Source organism: Psychrobacter sp. CX18 (assembly GCF_057396215.1).
In genome coordinates this window covers 93903-118234 of record NZ_JBXYJH010000007.1, presented here as the reverse complement: position 1 = coordinate 118234, position 24332 = coordinate 93903, and the positions used below count along the sequence as shown (strand labels likewise).

Below are 24332 nucleotides of genomic sequence, written 5' to 3'. Positions count from 1 at the left end.
TTCTGTTCTGTTCTGTTCTGTTCTGTTCTGTTCTGTTCTGTTCTGTTCTGTTCTGTTCATCTTCTAAAACTATACCGAATGACAAATTATATTTTTCAAGGAATATAGCTTCTAAATATAGCTCCTATAGATATGAGTGACTCCTCTTTTTCAAGATCGGGCTTATATAGCGTAAAGTTATTTAGTTTTCATTAATTATTAATTATCATTTCATTATTGTTAGATCATTGTCGTTATAAGGTCGTTATAAGGTCGTTATAGGGTCGTTATATAGTTATTTGCTAATAATGCTAAGGCGTTGCAATAATGCTATGATAATAGTAATTACTAACAGTTAGAGTTCTATTATGGCAAACCCTTCGGTAAGCATTACAGTCAAAAAAAGACAAACTCCTGATACAGATAGCGCAGCGACTGAAGTGCCTGATGTTTCCAAACAAAATAATGACGAAACGACTGCTGCCGCTGAAGAAACTTTAAAGGCGCCTGCGCCAATGCCAGATACGAAAGCGGAATTAATGGCGTTATATCAGATCGAGCCGTTGCCTATTAACAACTCAGTGAATAGCAAAGAGCTTGAAAAAGTGGCGCAGCAAAGGCTAGAGCTGTATAACGATCAGTTAGCAAGAACTGAGATATTTTATACGGTAAAGCCTGCGCTACGACCGACGTATATGGTACAAGCGTTAAAGCCGCAGTTTGTTGAGTATCAACAGTTTCAAATGGCAAGAGCATTAGATCAACGTGGCATTGTTGACTTGGATAACAATGAGCGGATGTGGCAACAGCTTCATATCGTTGATGATCTTATTTCAGATATAGTGCGTCACATGCCAGCGCAGCAGCCTGTGGGTTGGCAATTGACATCGGTTAATAAAAACCACTTAAAATTACCGACGGTCGGCCGCTTACGTGATAAAAATACTATTGCTGATCAAGCCAGTCTCAACAGCTATGTGTTAGGTCACTTTGGTGTGATGAGCTATACCTATGATCGGGCTTATTTTATTGGTCATGTTTTGGGGTACCTATTTTGCTGTTATTACTTTGCGCATTTATCAATCTCGTATGGGGTCACCCCTTTGCCAGAAAATACAGTTCCCAATTATAATTATGCCTCTTTAGAAACGGCTAAAATGGTGCGATTACTACACAGTGTCGATGTACATTGTAAACGTCGTATATACCAATTGGCCGTCTTATGCGCGCGTTTAAGCTGTTATCAGTTGGATAAATATATTGAAAAAATGTTGATTGCTGAAGTTAATGAGTTTGATAAAAAGCAGCAGATAGCCCATCTAGACGCCTTATTAAATCGCGGTATAATGCCAGAAATGCCTGATATGCTAAATTTGAACCAAGTTGCTGGCAACTCTGACGGGTCTAAAAAAGATTAGCATCTGGATTGATATTACCGTTGAATATGGTAACTTTAAACGTTTTTAAATTTACTTTGCCTTCTAAGGCTTAGTTATTTTTCTGTGAAGTGTTTTGATGAAATACGCAAATAACAATCAAGAACCGATGGATAAAAAAACCACCACGCGTGTGGTTCAAAAATTCAAAGCTTTCGGTCAACGTCGTCTCCCTCAAAAGCTACTTGCAGTGCCACTAGTATTGTCTTTTTCTTTGTCACTCCCTTTAAGTATAGGCGTGGGATTAGAGATAGCCGGTGTCAATCAGGCTAATGCGGCAGGCCTCGGTGATTTGTTTGGTGACAGTGTCGAGCAGTCTGGGCAAAAGAAATTCTTACCAGTAGAGCAAGCGTTTTCAGTTGAGCCTGTTCAAAATGGAAATAAGCTGACTATTTCGCTAAATATTACGCCTAAGCATTATCTGTATAAAGATAAATTAAAATTAAAGCTGCCCGATGGAGTAACAGCGAGCCCCTTAAAATTCTCTCATTCCGCTCAAACAATTGATGATCCAAATTTTGGTACCGTCAATGTGTTTAGACAACCGAATGTGACGGCAACGGCGGTTTTAACCAATACTACTTCTGTCCCCGTAAAGCAAAATATCACTGTTTCTTGGCAAGGGTGTGCGGTTGCAGGACTCTGTTATCCACCACAAACAGAAGTGTTAAGTATTCAACTCGCTCCCGCTAACACCCCCAAAGCCGGTGAACAAAAGAAAAACCAATCTGAAACGACGCCCAGCAAACAACAAACCAAACAATCCATTAATCAACAAAGCAAGCAACCCAGCAATCAACAAATTAACCAAAATAATCCAAAAACCGTCGCTCAATCTCAAAATAATAAAACAGAAGAGACGGTAAAAACGGGTACAGCCAGTTCAATCGCAGGCGGGAATAACTCCAATTCAAAAGCCAATACTAATGACAATACTAATGACAATAACAATACTACCGACAATGCCAATGAAACGACACTAACGAGTGCCGAGGCAACTGATTCAACCAGTGATTCTGAATTAACAACAACTGCTGATGCTTCAGGGTTAACAGGTATTGATGACGGGTCAGGCTTTGATCAGGGTCGTTTTGAGCAAAGCTCAGCACTGAGTACAAGTCAAGCAGCTAAAAATAATGCTGGCTTGCCGTTAAGTTCTGAAGGGGTTGTCGACCAAGATCCCTTTGGTCTGGCAGAGCATCCTTGGCTTGCCTTAGCGTTATTATTTTTGGCAGGCTTGGGGCTAGCTTTTACCCCCTGTGTGCTGCCTATGCTACCCATTGTTAGTAATATTGTAGCGCGGCAACACACCCCAACGGCCAAAAAAGGGTTGATGCTAAGTGGCAGTTATGCGCTAGGCGTTGCAGTTGCTTATGGGATATTAGGTGCCATTATTGCCGTATTTGGTCAGCAGTTAGGTATTATTGGTTGGTTACAAAACCCAATTATATTACTGGGCTTTGCGGCCATATTTGTGGTATTAGCATTATATATGCTCGATGTGATAACTGTCGGGGTGCCCAATGCAATCAAGCAAAAAACCAGTAAGATGAGTCAGGCAGGGGATAGGTATCTCGGTAGTACAGTAGGTAGCTTTATTGCAGGCTTATTGTCAGCGTTAGTGGTGTCACCATGCGTGTCTGCTCCCTTATTCGGGGCGTTATTAGCCGTGTCTACCATTGGCAACCCCTTATTGGGGTTTGCAGCGCTATTTATGTTGGGCTTTGGATTATCCGCGCCTTTAATGTTGCTAGGTGTGAGTCAAGGCAACTTAATGCCGAAAGCTGGTGAGTGGATGAACTGGGTCAAACAAGGCTTTGCGTTAATGCTGTTTGCCGTTTCTTTATTACTGGTTGAACGGGTACTCATCAGCCCTATGATGCTGATGCTGTGGTCAATTTGGTTTATGGTAGTAGCAGTATGGGCTTGGCATTGGTTGGGTCGGGGTCAGTTATTCACAAAGCCATTCGCCGTTGTATTAGCGATTTGGTCGACGGTTACTTTGATCGGTGCTGCTGCAGGAAGCGAAGATACCTGGCAACCTTTACGTGTATTCCATCAGCCAAACGGTTTAAATATTAACCAAGCGGCTACTTCTAATCCTACCAATCAGGAGAGTGCCTCAGCCTCAGATATCCACATAAATACGATGGATGCTTTGATACCTATCATTGAAAATAATCAAAAAGTATTGGTGGATGTCACCGCAGAGTGGTGTATTGAATGTCGTATCATGGATAAGACGTTATTTACCAACCGTCCGGCAGACATGCAACAATGGCAATTCGTACGTTTGGATGTCACAGAATCTAATGAAGCGTCAGCACGTATCTTATCTGAGTTACGTTTATTTGGTCCTCCAGCTTTACTTTACTTTGTGGATGGAAAACTGGTGTTGCAGCAAGTCGGGACAATCGAGCGTGGTGAATTTGAGCAAACTCTTGAACGGCTTTAATATCAATGTAGGGTATGTTTAATCTTTCGCCCTCAAAGAAGGAGGGGCTTTACTTTACTCTTTAATTTGTCTGTATAGTTTGAATAATAGCTGATAGAGACAGCAGTCTAGTAAAGGTGACAAAAGTCGAATATTGCTTGATAATGACATAGCTTTACACTATATTATTGATTCGAATCTGAGGTGTATGGCAGCTTCTATTTAATAAAACTGAGAAATAGCCATGAGCTCTATAAGCATATGTAATCAAGTTAAAGCCCTTGCTTTACTACTTCCTTTGCCATTAGCCTTAATAATGACAGGCTGTGAACAGCAGTCCTCTGAAATCCCAGTATTAGGAAAAATAGAGGCAAAAACTTCGGTCATTAGTTCTGAAGATATTATTCCTAATAGCCAAAATATACCTGATAGTCCAAGTCTGACTTCTGATAGTGACGTCATAGGTAAAGTCTCACTACCCATCTCCTGTCGTAATAGCCTGATAGTTGACGCCTTTCAAGCCCAGTCCTCATCGGTACAGGTGAAGGGCTGTGGAACAGTAAAAGTAGTATTAGCAGATGATAATGAAGGCAGCCGCCATCAACGCTTTATCGTCCAACTTGACGGTACGACACCTGAGCATACTGTCCTTATTGCACATAATATTGACTTAGCTCCCAAAATTCTTAACCTGCTTACAGGCGATCAGGTGCTGTTTTATGGTGAGTATGAATATAATCCCCAAGGCGGTATCATACATTGGACGCACCATGATCCAGCTGCTCGACATCAAAACGGTTGGCTTGAGCACAAGGGTAAGCGATTTGGATAAAACGGACAGGTAATGGCAATTCATGACTGTTTACGTTATCTCTTAGAACTATCCAAACACTACAATGAACGTGGAAAATCATTTTTTTGTTTTTATTTAACTATTATCCTTATCGTTAAGTCGTTTTTAATAGTATAATAAAGTCTTTAAAAATAGATCAGGAATAGGCATGACCATATTGCGGACTCATACACATCTTCTTAAAGTCCCTTATAAAACCGCATCTAAGATGACTTCTAAAGTTAGTTTTTTAGCAGCTTCAATTATATCCGTAAGTTCAATAGGTGCTCTACCTGTGCTGATGACGACCTCAGCTCATGCGGAGGACACTACAGAAGCAGTTGATTCAATGACGGCAGTGGATAACCAACTACCTTCAGCTCCCGCTATTGATGATTTTATGAAATGTACTGAGCTGAAGCTAGGTGCCGCACGCTTGGCATGTTATGACAAAGTCACTCTTGGTCAAGAGGTGACCGTAGGTCGCAAAAAAACGCCGATAGATATTACGAAATCTGTCAAGGCATCATTCACGGGTCTACGCCCTACAGCAGTATATGCTGATGATACCGAAAATCTGACTGAGCAGCAGCAATTGGCTCCTGGTGCGCCTACTGAAGCGGGTAACCAAAAACTGGCTCAAGCTGGTGTCACAGTTGAGGACTTTTCTCCTTATACGACCCTGAGCCTCGCTTATGACCTTGATGAAAATAGCGAACAGGGAACATGGACGGTAAGGCCGCATAATCCTATCTATTTACTGCCAGCCTTTGCTCATTTTGATCCAAATCGTTCTCCTCATACACCGACTCAAGAAGAATACCCTTATACCAAAGAAGAGTATGAACCATTAGAGCTGAAAGCTCAGATATCTTTAAAAACTAAAGTAGCGGAAGACCTGTTTGATACCAATGCTGATGTTTGGTTTGGTTATACACAACAAATGCATTGGCAGGTCTATAACGAAGACAACTCTCGTCCTTTTAGGGCGACAGATTACATGCCAGAGATATTTATTACTCAGCCGGTGACCGCTAAACTACCCTTTAATGGTCGATTGCGTATGCTAGGTGCGGGTGCCGTTCACCACTCAAATGGACAATCAGATCCCTTGTCGCGGTCATGGAACCGCATTTACCTGATGGGTGGTGCTGAGTGGGGTAAATTATCAGTTATTCCTAAAATTTGGACTCATGTTAAGAATGAATCGGATTCAACCCCTAGTGATAATCCAGATATCACTGACTATTATGGACATGGTGAGGTAGTCGCCTTGTATAATTTTGGCAAAGGGGAGACTTTATCAGCAACGGGACGTTATAATTTTGACACCGATAAAGGGGCTATTCAGTTAGATTATACACATCCATTAACCCGAGACTTAGAAGCCTTTATTCAAATCTTCCACGGTTATGGGGAGTCCATCATTGACTATAATGATGAAACGACCGCAGTGGGGGTAGGTTTATCTCTTAGTGACTGGAAAGGTTTATAATCTTTTTTCTATCGTATAATCAATGCCATATTAGACTAAGCTTTAAACCGCAGATGGTTGTTGTGGAAAATACATAATTTGGCGGTCAATGAGACTTGATAGGGCGTTAATAGGACGCTAAAGACAAAAGGACTTGATATCTAATTGAAACTTATTAGGCAGAGCGTACAAAATTTAGTACCCGCATTTTATCATTTAGGCATGTGGCGGGTACAGTATTTACAAAAACGATGCTGTGTGTGCCAGATTAATGCAACTGGAACGGGTGCGATTAAGGCTAGCGATACGTTGCTTGATCGCACATCATATGATAATGGCTTAATTAAGAAAACCATACCTAAAAAAGAGTACTCTCATGCGGAGTACTCTTTTTTTTCGCCCTTCGTGTGCCAAGCCTGCCATGATGATATTACATGGTTACCCTCAATAATTGAGCAAACTTTACTTGAGCACCCATCACTAAATAAAACATCACTTAGTAATAAATCACTTAGTAATAAATCACTTAGTAATAAATCGCTTAGTAATACATCAAAGGTTGCGACAACGCAGGCAAATATAAACCCTAATCTAGAAATTAATCTATCAAGTAAAATGAGTGCAAACGCTACAACTATTAGGGTCAATGAACCTGACAAAGATAGGTTATATACTAGAAAGGGAATCATCACAACTTTGGTGATACAACCGATAGCAGCGCACACGAGTTACTTACGGGATGCCATCATCGCCTTTAAGTATCGTGAACAATTGAATGCTTTACCGGTGTTAGTGCATGCTCTACGCCAGCTACCTAGGCCCCAAGGATGCCATGCAAATAACAGTGTCATAGCGCCTATGCCAACCACCAGTCATCGGCTTTCTACACGTGGCTTTGATCCCGTCTCCATTCTGGCGCATTATTTATCACTGCATTGGGAGATACCTGTATGGAAAGGAGTGAGTCGGGTAGATGCTGCTAGAAGTCAGCAAGGGCTAGATCGTCATGAGCGTCAAAAAAATATTGTTAATGCCTTTACTGTTAGCTGTCGACCGCCATCAAAGCGTATTCTGTTATTCGATGATGTCATGACCACCGGAGCCACCTTAAATGTACTCGCCAGCACGTTAATTAAAGCCTACCCTGAGCTTAAGGTTTCTGCTTTTAGTATTACGCATGGAAAATAAGACCAAATCTTAAAATTAATCAATCGAGAAAGGCACGTTCAAATGCAACAAAAACAAATGCTATAAATAGTAGGTTTAGTGAGCCTGACCGAGCTTGAAAAGGATAGGTTCTCATAGAAAAGGTATAATATGCGAAACTCTCAAGGTTATGGTTTGATAGAGCTGATGTGTACTCTGATATTGATCGGTGTGTTATCTTCGATTATTTATCCAAGTTATCAAGCGTATTCTATTAAAACCAAGCGAGTCGAAATGAGGGTGGAGTTGCAAAACCTTGCCACTCAAATTCATGCTAAAAGCTTAATTTATGGGACTTATGAGTCAATAAAGTTTAGCGATATCTTCAAAGATAAACATACCATAGCCATTAATGCTGATACTGGACTTAGTTCGCATCCTAAATCGCAAAACAAATTACCACATGAAAACCTGAATACTGACCTTATAAACCCACTGAGCACTTACCGAGACATACCCTTTCCAAATATCGAACACGCGTTATACACGGTGTCTATTTTACCCATAAGCTTAGACCATAAACATATTGGTTCAGCGCATTGGAAGATCATTGCAACCCCATTGAAAGACACGGTTATGGAACATGATGGTGAGTTAAGTTTGGATTATAACGGTATAGAATGTCATCGTATCCAGTGTGATTAGGCTAGTATAAGATTTCACGTCAGGATAAATATCGTTCAAGCTTTCCCACAAGTCTCTCCCCCATATAAAGGACCCTCAATAGTGTTAAAAGTTGTCAATAACTCAGGTCCAACCTTTAACCAACATGGGGTTAGCTTGGTAGAAGTGTTAATAGCCTTATTGTTACTTTCCACAGCAGCATTAGGCTACTCAGCGTTGCAAGCACGCTCACTCAACGCAATGAATGATACCAACCTACGTATAAGCGCTTTACTTATTCTAGATGAAGCGGCAGAGCGGATGCGAGCGCATCATGATATGGTAGATATGAGTGAGTACCAAACCCATTTGACAGCATCAGCGTTACCGTCAATTACTGATTGTGAAGCGATAGGGGGGTGCAGCACAGCTCAATCGGTCACAAATGACGTGGTGGCGCTGCGTCAATATGCTAAAAATCAAGGGATAACGTTGGGTATGGTCATCTGTCCTGGTACTGCAAATTATGGTAATACCCGTTGTCTGGTGGCTGCATGGAATAATACCTTAGCAGGGTATGCCACTGCATCTGAGATGCCGGACGCGACCGCTGAAAATCTAGGGTGCCTTTATCAGGACGGCACCTATCTAAAGGATGCAGATTGTATCTATAGGGAAACCTATTGAACCCCTTAACTACTACAACAAATATTGCTACAACGAATTATCGTAAGCCAGTACCAAAACAGCAAGGCTTCACCTTAGCAGAATTGATGCTCTCGCTAAGCTTAGGTTTGGTTATTAGCGCGGCAGCCTTCAAGTTATTTTCCCATAGTATAGATATCCAGCGTATTCAGCTTTCAACCTTAGAGGTACAAGAAACTGCCATATACAATTTGGCTTCTCTTAATAAGGATATTGCACTGGCCAATCAAGGGTCATCACTTGCTATGACTCAACAAAGTGCATGGACTGGCATTGTGTTGACAGGCTCTGAGAATAGTGGAGAGATAAATGAAGCAGGACAATTTGTAAAGGTAGGTAATTTAAGAGGTGTAAGGGGTATTGATGCAAAGCTTCTCACTCGAAATCAAGCAGGCCCAAGCAATGTATTGACTCCAATGAAAAGTGATCAGCTCACCATACAGTACCAAGCTGCTGACGATGGATTTGATTGTGAAGGGCGTACGGTCATACAGGGTGAAAGGGTGATACAGCGTTTTTTTACGCGGTCAGATCGACAAAAAGCGGATAACGAAACTAAGTCATTGGCTATCGTGTTGGCCTGTGATGCCGGCCGATATGTACTGCCTGATGAGGCAGATGCCGATAGTGTGACAACTGAGAACATACGGATTAGCAACTTTGGGGATAATGGGGTCATTCTCATAAATCGGGTGGATTATTTTGAAGTGAAATTAGGGGTTCGGAGTGATCACGGTATGGCCTATTTACCTATTGAACGCTATCTTGCCAGTAAGTCTTCGCAAAACTCAAGCAGTTCAGGCAGTCCAAATAGCTCAGGTAGTGACAGCGACTGGCCTATTGTAGCTATTCAATTAGGCATTATTGGTCGTGGTCATCACTCGATAAAGTCTGAGCAAGATCACCCCTCTGTGTTCAAAGTGAATGGTACTGAGCGCATTATAAAACAGCAGCATCCCAGCTATGTACGGCGTACCTTACAAAGTGTGGTGTATTTAAGACATGGAGCACCTGTGTTTTGAGAACTCTTTCTTTTAGAAAACCGGTTAACGCTACAGGTATAAAAACCCCTAACTCTCGGGTCTTATTAGCCACTACAATATCACACCCACAAAGCCAATCGTTAGATCATAGCTCGCCGCGTAGCAGTGTGCCACTCATGACACATCCTGCCCAGCAGAATGGAGCGGTTATGGTGATAGTGCTATTTATGATTTTATTATTATCAATAGTCAGTATGATGACGATCAAAAGTGCCCAAGTCTCAGGAGATATGACTACCGCCTTACAAGTGAATCAGCTTTTATTCCAAGCTTCTGATGTGCCGCTGGCTCACTTTGAGAAGGCGATACAAGACCCTAGCCAGTTAGCAGGGCTGGTATCCATAAATGGCCCAATAGGTTATTTAGCAAGAGAGGGTGATGAATTAGCAACAGCAGAATATGTCATTTGTTACCAGCCAACCGTCCATAAGAGTCTGTATGTCGGTGCTGGTGTGCACAGAATAATGAGTCAAACAAAGGGCGTTAGAAATAGTCAAGGCTATTGCAATATCAGAAACAACGCTATCAATCACTTTACTAGTAATCGTAAGGTGGTTGCCACCCAAGTCTCATTTGTGCGACTCACACTGGATCAGTCAAGCTTAGCACCACCAAATTCAGTACTGGCAAGTTTAGAGCTTCAAACCAGTACTGATGACAGGCTTCCTGTTCTGATTCGAGTATATGTTACCTCATTTATTCCCAGCTTAAGCCATGTCACCGTCAATGAAATTGATGCCTGTATGCAGCTGCCCATCCATAATGCTAATTCAGAGGCCATAACAACGAGTCAAGCACTGAATGAATTGAGAGGCATGGATAAGGAGGGCGCTATTGAAACGCAGGGTCAGTTGGCTTGCTTAGATAGCAGTTATACACCATACAATGTGCAAGCTAAGGATTATTGGTTTATATTCCCAAAGAGTAACGATTTGCTAATGCAATCAGGTGGCTAAAGGATGAGTAAGCAACTAAAAATAACCCTTAATGATAAACATAAAACTTACCGAGTAAGAGATCAAAATAACTGTGCGCATCAACCCTCTCTGCAATTAGGATTTACCCTTATTGAGCTTGTGACAGTAGCGCTAATATTGGTCATTTTGACAGTGATTGCCATTCCCAGCTATCGGCAATATACACGTAACCAAATTCAAATCCAAGCGCAGCAGCAAGGGCTGCAGATTAGTGGTCAACTGTCACGTTGGAAGGCGAAAAGATTGACATATGCAGGATATGATTATTCATCATCTCAAGAACCAATGGTGACTATTGGAAGTGCTGTAAATAATGATATCTTATTTAACACACCAAATAATATTGCTAAAACAGGTGCTAATAGTAAGCTTAACGATGCGTCTAATTTATCAAAACATCGCTATCTCATAACTTTAGCAGATGCCAGCGGTCTCTATTCGCTAATACATTCATACGCCAACGGCAATGGTTGGCGGATGCTAATAACACCAAATTCTGAGAATACCTTAACACAGTTTGCAGATAGCTATTATTTAGACAGTCAGGGCCGGCGTTGCCGATATCCTAGTGGTAGTGCAGTCCCAGACTTAGATAGTGATATTTACTGCCTAAAAGATTTGACATGGTGATTGGTGTGTGTATAGATAAACACTAAAAACACGGACTCAATCAGTAAATTTTATTTTGTTGCATTATACAATTAAAAAAGTGTTACTATCCTTATGTTTTTTTACTATAACTAAAGTCAATTCTTATAATTATTAAGCTATAGGCTTTTTTTGGATTGTTATTTATTTATTTTATTTTTATTTTCATACAAGGATGTGCTATGCACAGTCAAAAGGGTTTTACCTTAATTGAGTTGATGGTTGTGGTTGCTATTATCGGTACATTGGCGTTAATCGCGATACCAGCTTATCAAGACTATACTAAAAAATCTTCAGAAGCGGCCTGTATGGCTGAAACTAAAGCATTTAGTAACAAAGTGTTTATGGACAACAATGACACGACATTACAATTTGACGATACAACCGTTCAGCCTTTATTAGATAGGGCTGCATCTGCTTGTGAAACGTTGACCTATGCAAGTGGCGCGACGACTGTGGCAGCTAATAGTGACAATATAGCATCGGAAGTGGCGATTGAGTCAACAATCACCGGGGTTATTAAAAAACCTGTTAATGACAGTAGAGCAAGTATTGTTTGTTCGATGGGCGATATTCTTAATTGTGAGGCGAAGCCAATCAGTTAATCGTATTAAAATATGCTCGAGAGAAATATACTGGAACACTTCACTCATTTAAATTTGGTGTAAATACGACACAATTGAGCAGGCAGGATACACCAATAAGTAAAAAAGCGACCAAAAGGTCGCTTTTTATTTACCAGATTGTTAGAAACTAACTTGTAGATAACTCATATTATCGAAATTATAAAACTATCAAAGAAAACGATAGATCCAATCATAGAATTTGGCAATAAGTTGCCTAATATAACCTTAACGCTCTAAGTATTGAATCTTACCTTCAACGCCATCCCACTTCTCAGCATCAGGCAGTTGATCGTGCATTTCAGTGATATTGGGCCATTCTTCTGCTAACTCAGCATTGAGCTCGATAAACTCCTCTTGCCCTTTCGGCACCTCATCTTCAGAAAAAATTGCATTGGCTGGGCACTCAGGCTCACACAAAGCACAGTCAATACATTCATCAGGATGAATGACCAAAAAGTTAGGCCCTTCATAAAAGCAGTCCACAGGGCAGACTTCAACACAATCGGTGTATTTGCAGCGGATGCAATTTTCAGTGACAACAAATGTCATAGCGAGCTACCTTTATAAAAGTTATCTTGTGGCATGTTTATCCATGTTGGCGAGCTAGTTTTATTTGTCATAACCTTTGATTGGCGTTATAGCAAAACCCGTATAACGACTAGCATTGGCTAAATGGCAAGCTCATTCAAGATAAGTAAGTTAGAGTTGAGATGAAGGATAAGATTTATTTGAGGGAGATATTTTACCCTGTTAACACTTATTTCACAAATTCGCTTCAGTCAGTCTTTTACACTTTGTTTGAGCTCATAGATTAAGTCGAGTGCTTGTTTCGGTGTTAATTCATCTGGATGTACCTCATTGAGCCTATCAATAATCCCTTTAGCCTTAGTATTGAGTGGGTTAGGCGTAATGGTAGTGGGTGTATCGCTACTATTATCTGCCATCAAATCCAAATATTGCTCGGCGTTTAAGTAGGTCTGCGAGGACTGCTGCACCTCAGATGAAGGGGTTAAATATTGACTATGGTCATCATTTGCATAAGCTTTATCTAATTTAGCATTATTGGACTTAGCGGTCTCACCCTTATTAGACTTATCATTTTTATACTTATCGCTATTAGATTTGCTGTCATCAATAGCCGTTTCGGATGATTCATGACCGTCATTGACTGACGTTTGTGGCGACTGGGCAGACTGGCTTAGCAGCTTTTGTTGACTTAAATAGTGCTCCGCGGCTTGTAATACAGGTTGTGGAATACCTGCCATTTTGGCCACATGGAGTCCAAAGCTTGAGCTTGCCGCGCCTGGTTTGATTTTGTGAAGTAGCAATAATTGACCGTCTACACTGCTCGCTGCTACGTGGACATTACTAAGTTTAGAGGAAAGCTGTGTTTGCCGGCTAAGCTCAGTGAGCTCAAAGTAGTGGGTTGCAAATAACGTTAAGCTGCCCATATTGCAAAGTTGAACCGCACAAGCATGGGCAATAGCAAGACCATCAGTCGTTGATGTACCGCGGCCGACTTCATCCATCAATACCAGTGAGCGGTTTGTCGCTAAGTTTAATATTTGCGCCGTTTCAATCATCTCTACCATAAAGGTGGATTTACCGCCCGCCAAATCATCTGCAGACCCAATACGGGTAAAGATACGGTCTATATCACCGATATGGGCTGTGCTGGCAGGTACAAAGCTGCCGCAACAGGCCAACAACACAATTAAAGCAGTTTGACGCATATAGGTCGATTTACCGCCCATGTTGGGACCCGTAATCAGTAACAAACGCTCAGGATGTGTTTGGGTGCCTAATTGACAATCATTGGCGACGAAATGTTGAACAGACGTTACCGTATTAGTAGGCTTGCTATTATTCGCTTTAGGCTGGCTCATCGCTTCAACAACCAAGTGCCGCCCGTCTTTTATATCAACATAGCTGGCATCAGGGTCCAGATGAGGACGTACCCAATGGTTCTCTGTCGCCAGTACCGCCCAGTTTAAAAGGACATCAAGTTGGGCAACGGCAGCGCTTAACTGTTGCAAATCGCTAAGCTTCTCGCTTAATGCCACTAGTAACGCTTGATACAAAGCCTTTTCACGAGCCAGAGCGTTGGTTTGAGCTTGTAAGTAGTCCACTTCAAGGTTTTTAAGAGGCTCAGTAATAAAGCGCTCGCTATTTTTTAAAGTTTGCCTGCGGATAAAGACATCGGGCGCTGTGCTGGCCTGACCTTTAGGTAACTCAAAATAAAAGCCACTAACTTTGTTAAATCCGACTTTAAGGCTGTTCAACCCATATTCTTGGCGTGCCTCTTCTGCCATATTGTCGAGTGTTTCTTGAATATTGTCATGCAAGTGTACGAGACGATCGAACGCTTCATCGTAACCGGTGGCAATCATACCGCCTTCGCGAATATGAGAGGGCGGCTCTGCCACTATCGCGGTCTCAATCAATTTGGCGATATCAAGTAGCGGTTCAAGATGCACAGGCAAGTGCCGTGTTAACTGTGCTAAAAGCCCCGAACTTTCAGGGTCAAGTCCATGAGATTGTAAAATAATCGCTAATTGTTCACTGCAGCGAATACTGTCTGCAAGCCGTCTTAGATCACGCGGTTTGGCACTGTGGAGACCGATGCGGCTACTGATACGCTCAATGTCAGAGATGCCTTGCAAGGCCTCCTGCATGAGTTCTGATAAATGAGAATGCGACGGCTGCTCGATGAGCCATTGAGTGGCATCTAACCGTGCATTTAATGTATCGCAGGCGTACATCAGTCGCAGCGGCCGCTTTAGTTGATTGGACAGCAATCGTTTGCCCATAGGGGTTTGGCATTGATTGACCACACTCAATAAGCTGGTGCCGGTAGCGCTAACGGGGCTAAATAACTCAAGGTTACGGCTACTGATATCATCGATAATTAAGTAGTCTTCATCGCGCTCAACAATTAACTCTGTCAATTGCGGCGTATGACGCTGCTGAGTTTGCTGCGCATAATGAATCAAGGCGGCGCTACTGGTCTGAGAGACAATGCTATCGGCAATACCTAAACCTTCTAAGGTTTGGACATTAAACTGTCGGCACACAGTAGTGGCAGCGTGTTGAGGATGAAAGTCACTTGCCGCAACACTAATAACAGGGCAATACAGGGTATCTTGTAGCCAATGCCTCCAGTCGTCTGAGACTGTTTCTGCGATAATGACTTCACTCGGCGTAAAGCGGGTAAGTACCGTCATCAGACGTTGTTTTAGTAGTGATTCGTAATCGATAGAGTGGGACGGAACAGTATCGCCTTCATTTTCTTGTTTAACAACATTGCCTTGTTTAATAACCGTATCTAAATTGATAGTTTGGGTGCGAATGGTGCCTGCATTTAAGTCAAGTTGACTGACACCCACTTGCCATTTACTGGCTTGGTTTAAGGTAGGATTGTGAATGTTTTTGCCTAGATGCAAGTCAATAGAGACCACGCTTGGCGTTTGATTTGGGGCAATTAACGCATCATCCGTTAAGGTGCCGGCAGTCAGTGTCTTAACCACTTCGCGACGCATGATACCTTTTGCAGAGGCTGTTTTTTCAGACACTGAGTTGGTAGAGGCATCATTATTTGAGCTTGCTTCGGCTGTGTCTTCTACTTGTTCACAGATTACCACTGTTTGGCCTGCGGCAATCAGTCTTGCCATATAGCTTTCAGCAGCATGAAAGGGCACACCAGCCATCGCAATATTATTGCCCGCTTTATCATTACCACGACGGGTCAATGTAATGTCTAAAATTTCAGCAGCGCGGTAAGCATCTTCAAAAAAAAGCTCATAGAAGTCACCCATACGATATAGTAGTAGGGCATGCGGGTATTGGGCTTTTAAGGTCAGGTATTGCACCATCATGGGCGTATGGTTGTTTAGATCATACTGGGTGCCATTGATAGTCAGGATTTGAGCGTTACTTTCGATATCAGACATAATAGGGGTAAATCACAATAAAAACGAGGGTCTAGAGGATATGGAAAGGCTATTTTACCATTAATTGACGACGGTATTTATTCTGTTATTCATTGATAGCATACTAGACAATGGGAATGCCCGATTAAAATGACAGTTTGGTAAGAACAGAAAAGCTGATATATAAGGACAGTTAAGTCAATTTAACCCTTTAAATGTGGATAGCGACTCAATATCGGAAACGTTTGATGGTTTTTGAACTACATGAATACTCCAACGTGGGCTACTAACGTGGGTTAACGTGATTAATAATAAAACAGACCCTAATTATTGGATGTTAGGAATAAAAATTTCTCTATATAGAATCAATTGCCCTTGTATCTATCAATACTGTTACCATATATAATAAATAGAATTTTTTTTCAGTCTGCACCTGAATATGCACGACTAAGTCGATAGATAGGTCTACAAAGTTATGTTGTCAAAAATAATCGGAAGCGTAATTGGTACAAAAAATGATCGCGAGCTAAAACGAATGCGTCAAATTGTCGCTAAAGTGAATGCTCAGGAAGAAGCCGTTTCTGCGTTAACAGATGAACAGCTTAAGGATAAAACGACGGAGTTTAAACGCCGTTTTGATGAAGGCGCAAACCTAGACTCTCTGTTACCCGAAGCCTTTGCGGTATGTCGTGAAGCATCAACGCGCGTGTTAGGTATGCGACATTTTGATGTACAGATTATCGGCGGTATCACGCTACATGAAGGTAAGATCGCTGAGATGCGCACTGGTGAGGGTAAAACCTTAATGGCAACCTTGGCCATTTATCTCAATGCTATCAGTGGCAAGGGTGTCCATATTGTGACGGTCAATGATTACTTGGCGTCACGTGATGCAGAATTAAACCGACCTTTATTTGAGTTTTTAGGGTTAACGGTTGGGGTCATTTACTCACAACAGCCGCCGCAAGAAAAAGTTGCCGCTTATCAAGCAGACATTACTTATGGTACCAATAATGAGTATGGATTTGATTATCTGCGTGACAACATGGTGTTTAGCTTGGCTGAGAAAAAACAGCGCGCATTAAACTTTTGTATTATTGATGAGATTGACTCTATTTTGATCGATGAGGCACGTACGCCTTTAATTATCTCTGGACAAGCTGAAGATTCATCGAGAACTTATGCCTTAATTAATAATATTATTCCGCGCCTGCAACGTTCAAAAGATGAAGAGGCCAATAAAGAAAATAGAGAAGGCGACTTTTGGATTGATGAGAAAAACCGCCAAATCGAAATTAGCGAAAAAGGCTATGAAAAAATTGAGTCCTTTTTAATTGAAGTGGGCGAGCTTGGTGAGAATGAAAGTTTATATAGCCCAACTAGGTTGCCTTTATTGGCTCACGTACAGGCAGCCATCCGCGCCCATCATATTTTTGTTAAAAACGTCCATTACATCGTCAATGATGGTGAAGTGATTATTGTGGATGAAAATACCGGCCGTACCATGCCAGGCCGTCGTTGGTCAGATGGCTTGCATCAAGCAGTTGAAGCAAAAGAAGGGGTAGAGATTCAAGCGGAGAACCAAACGCTAGCAACCACCACCTTCCAAAACTACTTCAGACTGTATGACAAGCTATCTGGTATGACAGGTACTGCTGATACCGAAGCGGCAGAATTTAAATCTACCTATGATATTGATGTGGTGGTGATCCCAACGCACAAACCGATCGCAAGGATAGACTTGGATGATCAAATTTTCTTAACTAAGTTAGGTAAATACAAAGGTATTATCCGCGAGATTAAAGGCATTCAAGAAAAAGGTGCCCCAGTGTTGGTCGGTACGGCGACTATTGAGGCCAGTGAAGAGCTGTCTTATTTGTTAGATCAAGAAGGTATTAAGCACAATGTGTTAAATGCCAAGCAGCATGAGCGTGAAGCTGAAATTATCGCTCAGGCAGGTAGCCCAAGAGCGGTTACTATCGCCACTAACATGGCAGGTCGTGGTACTGATATTATCTTAGGGGGTAACTGGCAAGCTCAGATTATCGATCCTGAAAATGTTAATCCTGCAGAAATGCAGCGCTTAAAAGATTCATGGCAGAAAAAACATGATGAGGTGATTGCAGCGGGTGGTCTACATATCATTGGCTCTGAGCGTCATGAATCTCGCCGTATCGATAACCAGCTTCGAGGTCGTGCAGGCCGTCAAGGTGATCCAGGGCAATCTCGTTTCTTCTTATCGCTTGAAGATGACTTAATGCGTATCTTTGCTGGTGATCGAGTGGTCAATATGATGCGCGCCATGGGACTTAAGGAAGATGAGGCCATCGAGCATAAAATGGTATCTCGCTCTATCGAAAATGCCCAAGGTAAAGTTGAAAGTCGTGACTTTGATGCCCGTAAAAACCTACTAAAATATGATGATGTTGCCAATGATCAACGTAAGGTCATTTACGCTCAGCGTGATGATTTATTGGCAGAAGCTGATCTTAAAGAGGCGATTGAAGAGATGCATCATGATGTTTATGATGCGCTGATTAGTCAGTTTGTACCGCCAGGATCTATCGATGATCAATGGAATATTGATGGTTTAGAGGATGAGCTTGAAAGCGAATTTAAATACTTTATGCCTATCAATGACTGGCTGGATGAAGACCGTCGTCTTGACGAAGAAGGTCTGCGTGAGAAAATTATTCAGACTGCCATTACGCGTTATCGTGATCGCCGTGAGCAAATGAGTCCTGAAAATGCGGCACAGCTTGAGCGCCACTTTATGCTACAAAGCTTAGATCGTCATTGGAAAGAACATTTAACGCAAATGGATCAGTTACGTAAAGGTATTCATTTGCGAGGTTATGCACAAAAAAATCCCGAACAAGAATATAAGCGCGAATCTTTTGAATTATTTCAGATGATGCTCGGTGCCATTAAATCGGATACGGTACAAGATTTATCACGTGTTCATATTCCAACTAAAGAAGAGCTTGAGGCAATGGAAGCTGAACGCTTAGCCCAAGCGGAACGTCAGCGTATGATGTTTGAACATGATGAGATTGATAGCCTAACGGGTGAACGTCATAATGATCCTAAGGTAGAAGCACGTAACCAGAATCAGGATCAAGTTACTCCTCAAGCTTTAAATTTAAATAATCAAGCGGCTACATCTAGAAGGCCAGAGACAGACGGTGAAAATCCTTATGCAGATATGAATATCAGTCGAAATGCGCCATGCCCTTGTGGATCCGGCTTACGTTATAAACAGTGCCACGGTAAAATTTAAGTCCGCCAAAGCTAAGCATTCAAAGTAAGTTTTCAGACTTTATTTGAGTATGCCGACTAAATATGGTAATAATAGTCGATAAATACTATTATTAGGTATCATTCATAACGGTTTAAAGCTTGAGTTAAATGATACAAGGGTTAATAATAAACCAATCATTTTTAAATGACGTAAAAATGGTATTTAAGCATTACTATAGTCAAAGAAGTCTAAAGTGGTTACAAGGCAACCGAGTGCAAGTAGCAAATAATACGGCAGTAGGCTTAATGAGGTTAACACTGTAACCGTTTAGTAGTTCGCTGACTATATTATGAATGCGTTAACCAATAAGGATACCTGTTATGATAAATACCAAGTCAGCAAAAGTTACCCTGTGGACGTCTTTACTTGTTGCGCTTATGGCACTTAACGCTTGTCAAAAAGAAACCAACGACACTCCCGAGACAAACCCAGAAGCTGACGTAGCGATGTCTGCTGCACCTGCTGAAGGCAATGATCCGGCTATTGTGGCTGATGATCTTGATGTTGTCGATGCGCAATCAGAAAGCGTGACCGATGATGCTGTTACCACCAATAGTGATATAAACTCGGATAGCTCCTTAGACTCAAATGTGGATTTAGATCCAAATAACAATTTAGAGTCAGATAACTTAGAGACTCCCCCTAATGCTGAGTTAAATTCAGATTCGAATACTCAGTCAAATTAGTATTAAATAAAGTAAATACAAACAAAAAAGCCAGCTAAATGCTGGCTTTAATACGTTTAGATTAATTAAAACAATGCTATAAGAAGCTTTCCAACTATTCCACTTCTAAAGACGCTGAAGGTAGTGGATTTGAAAGTACTGTATTAACCCTAAAACAACTAACGTTTTGAATTCTGATGATCTAAGAACCCTTCTTCTTGCACATCAAGCTCTTCATGACGGAGTTCAACATTAAAAGTATCTTTGTGAATATGAGTTGATTTTTCAATTGCAATATCTTGTACCGCATAGGTTTCTTTTTGAATGACTGCTACTTGACGTGAAATAACTAGCTCGATGGGCCCGTCTTCTAATGAAATATCAGAGCCATTGACTTTAATACTGGCTTTGTTATTAAGCGTAGGTTCAATGAGGCGAACGATATCATTAGTGCCAACATCTCTGTTTAAAAATTCTTTTGAATCTGGATCAAAATATTCAGTTTCAATGACCAAAACCTCTTCCGCTAATTCAATAGGTACGTTAACTGTTTTGGTGCGGACTTTTTTAGTAACATTGATTTTACCAATATCTAAACGCTCTTTATTGACGACCGCACGCTCTTCAAGAAGCTCTAACTTACCAACGAGATTGCGATTACCTAGAGTAGAGTCATTAGTGGCATCAATAGAATTGTTAAGAGAGCTATCAAGGACCGCTGATTTACGATGGAGATCAGTATCATTCGAATCTGAGTGATGTTTTCCCTCAGCCTTTAAGGTAGCGGTATTAGTTTGTGTTAAGTCCAGTTTTTCATTATTTGTATTATTTGAGTGATTCATAAGAGTCCCTATAGAGCTGATATCTATATGCAGATATCAATGTAATAAGTAATTGTAATAAGTGAAGTTAACTATTTTGTAGGTTGACATAACTAGCTATGGTGGATTATCTACTAGGGTAATAAATGTAGTCAGTCAAAACTATAAAGCAAATGGTGTACTACAGTTGGAAATTAGCAATTAGCAAGCTGCTTAAACGTTAACCTTATTTCATAATAACAAAATAAGCCATTATGTGACGCTGTGTTGACCACGATATTGAACCGATTTTAGTAGTAGATTAATTGTAGTACTTTAATAATTCTTAGAATAGCCAATAACCTTAAATAAATAGTTTTAATATGTATCAATATTTTATGTAGCATTATGTATTGTCTAGCGTTAAAAAAGCCAGAGTATAAACCCTGGCTTTTCATATGAATTATAAATAATTTTTGAATTTGGAATGACGAATTACTCTATATCAATCCTTAATTCAGAATATATAATCCATTTTTAGAGCGATTAATCTGCTTAATAAAAGCGTAGATTTACTTGCCACGTACGGCGCGTACATCATCCGCTGTAATATCATCGCGATTTACGATTTTGCCTTCACGGTCTACAACATTACCATCACGGTCAACGTCTAATTCTTCACGTTGGATAGTGTCATGGATGGTTTCTTTACGTGTTTGAGTAGTCTTACCGACGTTTACTTCTTCAGTAACATAGGTCTCTTTATTGACATTAGCACGCTCAGCTTCAAGCTCTACTTGTACAGAATCTTGGCCCGCATCATCACCGATACGACGGTTAGCTGGACGGTTCACTTCAGTACGTTCAATATGAGCATGTTCTTCTTCAAGATTAACATCGACTTGGCGATCTTCAGTGACAACGTGCTTACCTACTTTTACTAAACCAGCAACAATACGATCTTTGTTTACGGTTAAACGCTCTTCTAGTAGCTCAAGAGTGTTTGGTGCATTGTAATAATCTTCTTTAAGCTCTACGCGTTCTTCAGCTGGAACGGTATCAGCTACGAAAGCAGCACGGTCTTTCTTAGTTTGCTCTTCATAAGTGTACTGATAGTCATTGTCATACTCTTCCATAGCTTCAACTTGAGACTTAGTCAAGCTATCAAAGAACACATCATCACCAACGATACGTGCTAAACCAGCTGGAACCAATACTTCTTTTGAGCTAAACCAACCGCCAGCATCAACGATTAGATAACGAATACGACCAGATACATCTTCTACCAAAGCGCCTTCAATTTTACCAATTTTTTCTTCACCGGCACCGTAAGCAGTTTTACCAGTTGGGTCATAATAGTCGTCACCAATTAGATCACGGTGAGTTTCTTGAATATCTTTTAAACGAATTAACTGACTCATTATAATTTTCCTTCTTTTAGTGTGAATTTAAATTATGAAAAAATTAAAAAAAATAAAATCTAGCCATCTTATTAATAAATTGTCTAACCCAAAAATTTATTTATAGTAGAAAAAATTAAGCTAAAAATTCTAAACTAACCTAATGATTCACTAAATATCATTATCTAAATCTCAATTATTAACTATATGAGAATTAGTAAAATTTTAGGTTAAACCAATTGTCATTTAAACTAGAAAATATTAAGCATAAACTTTAATACCTAATAAAATTTAGCTATAAACTCCTTAGTAAGTAAATCGAGGACATCATTGATGGTAAATAATGATTAGCAAACCAATTAAAAACCTATTATTAAATCAATAAATTAACTATGTAATTTATAAATTTATGGTCTGTCCCGATGACTTGGTAATAGAGTAACAATATGAGAGTGAGGCTTATATAGTGAACGAGTATCACATTATTATTTTGCGTAAAAAGCTGTAAGGCGCTGTAACTGCGATAACATAGCTTTCTATTAGATTTACAGTTTGATATAGACAAATGAATAAACTTGCATTAAATCAAGAAATTAAACTATCTAATATGGCAGTGCAAATAAGACTGACAAGATTCATTATCTAATATAGGAGGTAATACTATAATAAAAAAGAGCCTTCAATAGTGAAGGCTCTTTTATAGAATTCAAATAAGAATTTAAATTAACCTCATTTTAATAAAGGTATTAAACGTTAAAGAAGTCTTAGTAATAAGATAATAGTTTAAAGCATCCTCGGTACTTATTAATTCCAAATTAACACTTAATCCAAATTAACACTTAAATAGACCATGTGTCATATAGTAATTATTAAGGTTACCTTTAGCAGTTAACTATAAACTCATAACCTTTAAACATTAGAAATCTATTAAGCTAGTTCAATGGCAACAGCGACAGCTTCACCACCACCGATACATAATGATGCCACCCCTTTTTTGCCGCCAGTACGTTTTAAAGAATTAATCAAGGTAACTAAAATACGAGCCCCTGAACATCCTACTGGATGACCTAGGGCGCAGGCACCCCCTTCTATATTGACTTTAGCATGGGGGATGTTTAATTCATCCATCGTTACCATAGTCACCATCGCAAAGGCTTCATTGATTTCCCATAGGTCTACATCTTCTACCGACCATCCTGCTTTATCTAGTACTTTTTCAATAGAGCCTATAGGGGCAATAGTAAACTCTGATGGATGACGTGAGTGGGAGGCAGTAGCAACAATACGGGCTTCAATATTAAAGCCTTTGTCTTTTGCAACTTGCTCTGAGGTCACAACCACAGCAGCGGCACCATCAGAGATGGAGCTGGCATTTGCGGCAGTAATGGTACCCTCTTTTGCGAAAGCAGGACGTAGAGTAGGGATACGCTCAGCATTGGCTTTAGCTGGCTGTTCGTCAGATTCTACGACGACATCACCTTTACGACCTTTAATAGTAACAGGGGTAATTTCATTCTTAAAGTGACCTTCATTGATTGCCGTTAGCGCACGGTTTAACGACTCAATAGCGAAATCATCCATTTGCTCACGGGTATAGCCTTTTTCGTCCGCCATTTCTTGAGCGAACTGACCCATTAACTTACCGGTATCCGCATCTTCTAGGCCGTCAAGGAACATGTGATCTTTAACGTCATTATGTCCCATGCGGTAGCCACTACGAGCTTGTGGTAAAACGTAAGGAGCATTGGTCATAGACTCCATGCCACCGGCAACAATGATGTCAGCGCTGCCTGCCTTGATAGAATCATGAGCTTGCATTACGGCTTTTAGGCCTGATCCACACAGCTTATTAATGGTAACAGCGCCAGTGCTATCTGGAATACCTGCATTGCGCATCGCTTGACGAGCAGGACCTTGCTTCACGCCAGCCGTTAAAATACAGCCCATAATGACTTCATCAATCTCTTCAGGTGTTACACCTGCACGCTCTACAGCCGCTTTAATTGCAGCAGCCCCTAACTGTGGAGCAGTGGAGCCAGATAAATCACCCTGAAAACCGCCCATTGGGGTGCGCGCACCACTGACAATAACAATTGAATCTGTTGACATAATAATATCCTTAACTAAAGTAGGTAAATGTTTAAAAATGGTAGAACACATTAAAAGTAGAACACATTAAAAAAGGTTAAATCGCAAACCGTTAAACTTACAAACGGCAAATGGGTTGCCGCTAATGTTTATTACATTTGCCTATACATTTAACACATTTAATGC

General features: G+C 40.7%; 18 protein-coding genes. 13 read left to right on the top strand and 5 right to left on the bottom strand.

The features are described from left to right. The first annotated feature begins 347 nt into the window (after nt 1-347). From AC2SLT_RS07585 to AC2SLT_RS07535, 11 genes are all read left to right on the top strand, one after another. A complete protein-coding gene (locus AC2SLT_RS07585; protein WP_486547050.1) occupies nt 348-1397 on the top strand; it encodes a hypothetical protein in 1050 nt (349 codons plus the stop codon). A 97-nt stretch (nt 1398-1494) separates the two neighbouring features. Beyond that, nucleotides 1495-3870 (top strand): protein-disulfide reductase DsbD family protein, encoded by a 2376-nt coding sequence (locus tag AC2SLT_RS07580; protein WP_486547049.1) that lies wholly within the window; start codon nt 1495-1497, stop codon nt 3868-3870. A 223-nt stretch (nt 3871-4093) separates the two neighbouring features. Then, complete coding sequence (locus AC2SLT_RS07575; protein WP_486547048.1) at nt 4094-4681, top strand: DUF3465 domain-containing protein; 588 nt, start codon at nt 4094-4096, stop codon at nt 4679-4681. Nucleotides 4682-4850: 169 nt separating this feature from the next. Next, on the top strand, nt 4851-6176 hold the full coding sequence (locus tag AC2SLT_RS07570) for a phospholipase A (protein WP_486547047.1): 1326 nt from the start codon (nt 4851-4853) through the stop codon (nt 6174-6176). A gap of 144 nt (nt 6177-6320) precedes the next feature. Continuing rightward, a complete protein-coding gene (locus tag AC2SLT_RS07565; protein ID WP_486547046.1) occupies nt 6321-7343 on the top strand; it encodes a ComF family protein in 1023 nt (340 codons plus the stop codon). A gap of 129 nt (nt 7344-7472) precedes the next feature. Next, on the top strand, nt 7473-8006 hold the full coding sequence (locus AC2SLT_RS07560) for a type IV pilin protein (RefSeq protein WP_486547045.1): 534 nt from the start codon (nt 7473-7475) through the stop codon (nt 8004-8006). Between the two features lie 81 nt (nt 8007-8087). After that, entirely contained in the window at nt 8088-8651 is a 564-nt protein-coding gene (locus AC2SLT_RS07555) for a type IV pilus modification PilV family protein (RefSeq protein ID WP_486547044.1), read from the top strand. Beyond that, a complete protein-coding gene (locus AC2SLT_RS07550) occupies nt 8648-9691 on the top strand; it encodes a PilW family protein (RefSeq protein WP_486547043.1) in 1044 nt (347 codons plus the stop codon). Before AC2SLT_RS07555 ends, AC2SLT_RS07550 begins: the two co-directional genes overlap by 4 nt. Beyond that, the gene (locus AC2SLT_RS07545; protein WP_486547042.1) at nt 9688-10668 is read left to right on the top strand and encodes a pilus assembly PilX family protein; all 981 of its coding nucleotides are present in this window, start codon (nt 9688-9690) and stop codon (nt 10666-10668) included. The genes AC2SLT_RS07550 and AC2SLT_RS07545 overlap by 4 nt, the downstream gene beginning before the upstream one ends. Before the next feature lie 3 nt (nt 10669-10671). Further along, nucleotides 10672-11319: a type IV pilin protein gene (locus AC2SLT_RS07540; protein WP_486547041.1), complete on the top strand. Its 648-nt coding sequence runs from the start codon at nt 10672-10674 to the stop codon at nt 11317-11319. A 200-nt stretch (nt 11320-11519) separates the two neighbouring features. After that, on the top strand, nt 11520-11942 hold the full coding sequence (locus tag AC2SLT_RS07535; RefSeq protein ID WP_486547040.1) for a pilin: 423 nt from the start codon (nt 11520-11522) through the stop codon (nt 11940-11942). A 246-nt stretch (nt 11943-12188) separates the two neighbouring features. On the opposite strand, the gene fdxA is transcribed toward AC2SLT_RS07535, so the two are convergent. Then, complete coding sequence (gene fdxA, locus AC2SLT_RS07530; RefSeq protein ID WP_486547039.1) at nt 12189-12512, bottom strand: ferredoxin FdxA; 324 nt, start codon at nt 12510-12512, stop codon at nt 12189-12191. A 230-nt stretch (nt 12513-12742) separates the two neighbouring features. Beyond that, nucleotides 12743-15913 (bottom strand): DNA mismatch repair protein MutS, encoded by a 3171-nt coding sequence (gene mutS, locus AC2SLT_RS07525; RefSeq protein ID WP_486547038.1) that lies wholly within the window; start codon nt 15911-15913, stop codon nt 12743-12745. Nucleotides 15914-16367: 454 nt separating this feature from the next. Here mutS and secA point away from each other — a divergent pair, with 454 nt between their 5' ends. Both secA and AC2SLT_RS07515 read left to right on the top strand, forming a co-directional pair. Continuing rightward, nucleotides 16368-19172: a preprotein translocase subunit SecA gene (secA, locus tag AC2SLT_RS07520; protein ID WP_486547037.1), complete on the top strand. Its 2805-nt coding sequence runs from the start codon at nt 16368-16370 to the stop codon at nt 19170-19172. A 341-nt stretch (nt 19173-19513) separates the two neighbouring features. Then, a complete protein-coding gene (locus AC2SLT_RS07515; protein WP_486547036.1) occupies nt 19514-19879 on the top strand; it encodes a hypothetical protein in 366 nt (121 codons plus the stop codon). Nucleotides 19880-20037: 158 nt separating this feature from the next. Here the strand turns inward: AC2SLT_RS07515 and AC2SLT_RS07510 are convergent, their stop codons facing one another. The 3 genes from AC2SLT_RS07510 to AC2SLT_RS07500 all read right to left on the bottom strand — a co-directional run bounded on the left by AC2SLT_RS07510 (nt 20038) and on the right by AC2SLT_RS07500 (nt 24167). Continuing rightward, a complete protein-coding gene (locus AC2SLT_RS07510) occupies nt 20038-20700 on the bottom strand; it encodes a YsnF/AvaK domain-containing protein (protein ID WP_486547035.1) in 663 nt (220 codons plus the stop codon). Between the two features lie 530 nt (nt 20701-21230). Then, nucleotides 21231-22079: a DUF2382 domain-containing protein gene (locus AC2SLT_RS07505; RefSeq protein ID WP_486547034.1), complete on the bottom strand. Its 849-nt coding sequence runs from the start codon at nt 22077-22079 to the stop codon at nt 21231-21233. A 906-nt stretch (nt 22080-22985) separates the two neighbouring features. Then, nucleotides 22986-24167: a thiolase family protein gene (locus tag AC2SLT_RS07500; RefSeq protein WP_486547033.1), complete on the bottom strand. Its 1182-nt coding sequence runs from the start codon at nt 24165-24167 to the stop codon at nt 22986-22988. Between the last annotated feature and the right edge of the window lie 165 nt (nt 24168-24332).